The organism is Mesobacillus sp. (genome assembly GCF_049588175.1).
Classification (GTDB): domain Bacteria; phylum Bacillota; class Bacilli; order Bacillales; family Cytobacillaceae; genus Mesobacillus.
The window spans coordinates 1-4319 of record NZ_JBAVFI010000307.1 but is presented as its reverse complement, the minus strand read 5'-3'; the positions used below and the strand labels follow the sequence as shown (position 1 = coordinate 4319).

Genomic DNA, 4319 nt, shown 5'->3' with positions numbered 1-4319 from the left:
GAATAGTAATGTGATAAAGTCATTAAAAAAGCAAAGGAAAACAAGGGACATGGATATTAGGGAAAAATGGGACAATAAGTATGAAACAAAATTAGCCAATATGAATACGCCTGTACCAAATGAGAGGCTTTTGTATATTGCTCCATGTCTTCGAGGAGGAGCAGCTCTCGATATTGCCTGCGGACTAGGTGGAAATAGTTTTTTTCTTGCGGAAAATGGATTCAATGTGACGGCAGTGGATATTTCAGAGGTTGCTATTAACTATGTTAAAGAGAAAGCAGTCAGTAACGGATTACAGATAAAGTCCCTGGCTGCTGACTTGTCAAATCCCGTCAGTACTCTTTTTCGAAAATCGTATGATCTGGTTTTAATCACATACTTTTTAGACAGAGCACTTTTTCCGAAAGTTAAGGGTATGGTGAAAGATAAAGGCTTCTTTTTCATGGAGACCTTCTACAGAACTATGGAAGGCGGGAATCAAGCAATCTCAGAGAAGTACAAACTAGAATCCAATGAATTACTTAAAGAATTCAAGGATTGGAAGATTCTTTACTTTGAAGAAAATGAGCAGGAAGGCAGGCAGACGATCTTTTGCCAAAAATATAAACAGGCATAGGCCTGTTTTTTTATTTGGCAAATTTCCTTTATTGAACTTAAAAGTGAGCTAGAGTGAAAAAAGCATTAACACTGGAATTTAAAACATATAATTAAATTGCGGCATTAAAGGAGGGGAAGCTATGTATAATATTCTGTTGTTTACGGATTCAGGTGTAGATGATTCGTTGGCACTAATGTATGCCCTTTTGCACCCTGAACTAAATGTAGTTGGGGTGGTAACCGGATATGGGAACATAACCAAGAAACAGGCGATTAATAATACTGCATATTTACTTAAGCTTGCTGGCAGAGAAGACATTCCGATTATTGCTGGATCAACAGGTCCACTGTCTGGAGAACTTGCTACATTTTATCCTGAAATTCACGGCCCAGAAGGACTTGGTCCAATCCGGCCACCTGAAGATTTAGGGGAAGTAAAGGTATTTGATATTAACAAAATTCTTGAGCTTGTTAACCAATACGCCAATAATCTGGTTATCGTTGGATTAGGGAGGCAGACAGATCTTGCAATCCCGTTCATTCTCTACGGTCGGGAAGCTTTTGAAAGTGTCAATGCTATTTACATTATGGGTGGAGCATTTCTTGTGCCAGGAAACGTCACTGCTGAAGCCGAGGCAAACTTTTACGCTGATCCTATTGCAGCGAATCAAGTGCTTGAAAAAGCGAGGAATGTGTTTTTGCATCCATTGAATATCACCAATAAAGCCATTATCCCTCCAGAAGTAATCGATTATCTAGCCGAGAACAGCCGTTCACCATTTAAGGACCTGATCAAACCAGTGTATGACTATTATTTTGAAGCATACAAAAAGAATGTCCCAGGCATTCCGGGAGCACCTCTCCATGATGTAATAACATTAAGTGCACTTGTAAATCCGAATCTAGTAAAATATTTGCCGAGAAGAGTAAGTATTGAGCTTTTCGGAGGAGCAAGAGGCAAAAGCATTGCCGATTTCAGGCCAAAACCTGAGCCTGAACCGGAAGCAACACTCGACTGGATCGGTATGGAAGCGGATATTCCAGCATTCATAGAGGATTTCACTCGTGTTTTTATGGAAAGCTCTAAAGCAAAATAAATAAACGCAGCCTGCGATATAAAGTATAAATGATGAAAGCCCAGCATGTCTGGGCTAATTTTATTTAAGAGATATGAAAGCATAAAATGCACTTCGAGAAATGTCCAGCTCCAGCATCTAGCCCCTCGAGTCGCTTGTCTGGCTGCGGCTCCTAACTCCTCGAGACGCTTCGGTCCTGCCACTGAAGTCAAAGAACGACTTCACCGGTCGGCCTTTCGACGGACAGGACGTCCTAGTGCCGACGTTGCATCAGGACGCGGCGTAGTTAGTCGCCGTTCCTTTTGCGCTTTTCTTATATTATATATCCTGGTTTATTTGAGCTGTTTTTTTCCGGCTGCCAACGGAATAGATCATAATGATTATACTTGTAGTAATTAATGTTCCGTGGAAGAACCACACCATTTTAGGCAGTGATAAAGCTTTCAGTAAAATAGGGGCAACCACAAATCCGAGAGCAAATCCCAATGATTTTAACAACATTCCAACTCCAAAGATTCTTCCCCTGATATAATTATCCGTTTTTTGTAAAATGGTAGCATGCAATGTGGTAAAGCATGCATCAAAAATACCAGTAAAGAAGGCGAAGGATAAAACAATCCAAAGGTTTATATTAGACAGGAAAGTGATAAAGCCTGCTGACATAAGCATCGCAGAGATAAAGAATGTAAAATAAAGACGCTCTCCTTGCATTACCCTTAACTTTGGCAAAAGGATCGTTGCCAGCACTGAACCGATACCCCATACACCCCATATTAAGCCATAATACAAGCTTTGATTATCTGTATTGATATTTTCTGCCAATAGCGGTATCCCTAAATTATGTGAAGCACCAGCGAACGCACCGACAAGGAAAACTATATTAACCATAAGAAGCATTGGTGCAAGCATGATAAATGAATGAACTTCTTTTAAATCCCTGATAATGGTATGTAATTTCTCTTTAAATCCATTGGCTATGGCCATTTTCTCTCCAAGGACTGTCGTTTCCCAGTTCATTTTTAATAAAACAACAGCGGATATTATGTATGTAGCAGCGTCAATCAGTAAGGTAACCTGATATCCGAGGAAATCAGTTATTACCCCTGCACCTATAAAACCAAAAACTAAACTGATCGAGGTTAACCGCGAGATTAAGGCGTTCGTTTCAAGTACTTTTTCCTGACCGAAGATTTGGGGGATTTCTGCACTATAGCTGACTGCAAAAAAGCTGCTGGTCAATCCGATTAAAAAACAGACAATCAAAATCATAACTGGATTTGGAAAAGGAATTAAACACAGGATAATTACTGCACGGAATACGTCGGTCCAAATCATTATTTTCCTGCGGTCAAAGCGGTCAGCAAGTACCCCGGAAAATAAACTAGATATAACTCCGCCTAATGTACGAACCGCCATAGTGGCCGCCAGCCAGGTTGCGCTTCCGGTAGCTACATACATTAAAACATTGATTGCAATCAAATCCATAAATGTTCCTAAATCGGAAAAAGCTTTTACATAAAGAAAAATTTTGCGATTCATAATGTCTCCCCTAAGCTTGAAGTAAAAAAATGCAGTCTGTTTTATTTTAAAGATTTTGAATATATTTCGCAATGCGAAATTTTCAAAAATAAAATTTTTCATGTTGGGAGCACTAAGCTACTTCTTAGTCGGTATATTTATATGATTTTGTTAATAAGAATTGAGCGAATGAATTTCTTTATAGGGGGACTTGGGGATGAATGGAGATGAAACCTTATTACATCCGGATACGGGTGTTACTTCAGTGTTGTTTGTTGAGCGATCGTTAAACGAAATACGTTTTTGGTCGAGGATCATGAAGGAACATTCTTTATTTCTTAGGTTGGGATTTAGAGCGGAGGATACTCAACTTATCCAAGAAGCTAATCAATTTTACCGTTTGTTTGAAAAAATTGAACAGACAGCTCTTTCATTTACCAATCAAACAGATCCTGAACAAATAAGAAGATTTAATTCAGAAGTGCAGCAGGCGGCATCAAGTATTTTTGCTTTTAAACGAAAAGTGCTAGGTCTAATTCTAACCTGTAAATTGCCAGGGGCAAATAATTTTCCACTCTTGGTTGATCACACAAGCAGGGAAGCTAATTATTTTAGAAAACGGTTAATTGAATTAAACGAAGGCAAACTGAAACCTCTTCCTGATGCGATTATTAAAGAAAATGTCTTCTTCTTAAGGATTATGGCAGACCATGCAAAATTTATTGGTCATCTGTTGGATCCGTCTGAAAGAAAACTAATTGATATAGCCCGGGATTTCAGCAATGATTTTGATCAGTTGATGTATCAAGCAAGAGACTTAGAATCAATGAGGCCACAATCTCAAACAGTTCCTTTATTAGATCAGTTTCTGGACCAAAATCGTGTGTCAGTTTCCTCACTGCGGGACTTCAAGAAAACGGCACGTGATTTAATTGAGCAGTGCAAAATAAAGAGTATCATTCATCCATTATTGGCTGACCATGTGTACCGTGAGGCTGATAGGTTCCTAGAAATAATTGATATGTTTGATGCGCACCTTACAGGCGGGAACCCACAAACACATTAGAAGAAGATAGATTTAATTGGGCTTTTTAAATAATTCCTAAAAGTATCACCGATTTAAAACGG

4 protein-coding genes are annotated in these 4319 nt (G+C 38.9%); 3 read left to right on the top strand and 1 reads right to left on the bottom strand.

Going from position 1 to position 4319, the window contains the following annotated elements; genetic code table 11:
* The coding region (locus WB217_RS07540) for a class I SAM-dependent methyltransferase (RefSeq protein ID WP_423992122.1) at positions 1 to 616 on the top strand (616 nt) is incomplete at its 5' end.
* A 121-nt stretch (positions 617 to 737) separates the two neighbouring features.
* Positions 738 to 1694 (top strand): nucleoside hydrolase, encoded by a 957-nt coding sequence (locus WB217_RS07535; RefSeq protein ID WP_423992120.1) that lies wholly within the window; start codon positions 738 to 740, stop codon positions 1692 to 1694.
* A gap of 297 nt (positions 1695 to 1991) precedes the next feature.
* Here WB217_RS07535 and WB217_RS07530 read toward each other — a convergent pair whose 3' ends face one another.
* A complete protein-coding gene (locus WB217_RS07530; protein ID WP_423992118.1) occupies positions 1992 to 3212 on the bottom strand; it encodes an MFS transporter in 1221 nt (406 codons plus the stop codon).
* Positions 3213 to 3408: 196 nt separating this feature from the next.
* On the opposite strand from WB217_RS07530, the gene WB217_RS07525 reads away from it, so the two are divergent.
* On the top strand, positions 3409 to 4257 hold the full coding sequence (locus tag WB217_RS07525; protein ID WP_423992116.1) for a DUF2935 domain-containing protein: 849 nt from the start codon (positions 3409 to 3411) through the stop codon (positions 4255 to 4257).
* The last annotated feature ends 62 nt before the right edge of the window (positions 4258 to 4319 follow it).

Bases quoted from the DNA above. Each gene is read 5' to 3' on its own strand.
- WB217_RS07525 (WP_423992116.1), top strand. From the start codon at position 3,409: ATGAATGGAGATGAAACCTTATTACATCCGGATACGGGTGTTACTTCA.
- WB217_RS07535 (WP_423992120.1), top strand. From the start codon at position 738: ATGTATAATATTCTGTTGTTTACGGATTCAGGTGTAGATGATTCGTTG.
- WB217_RS07530 (WP_423992118.1), bottom strand. From the start codon at position 3,212: ATGAATCGCAAAATTTTTCTTTATGTAAAAGCTTTTTCCGATTTAGGA.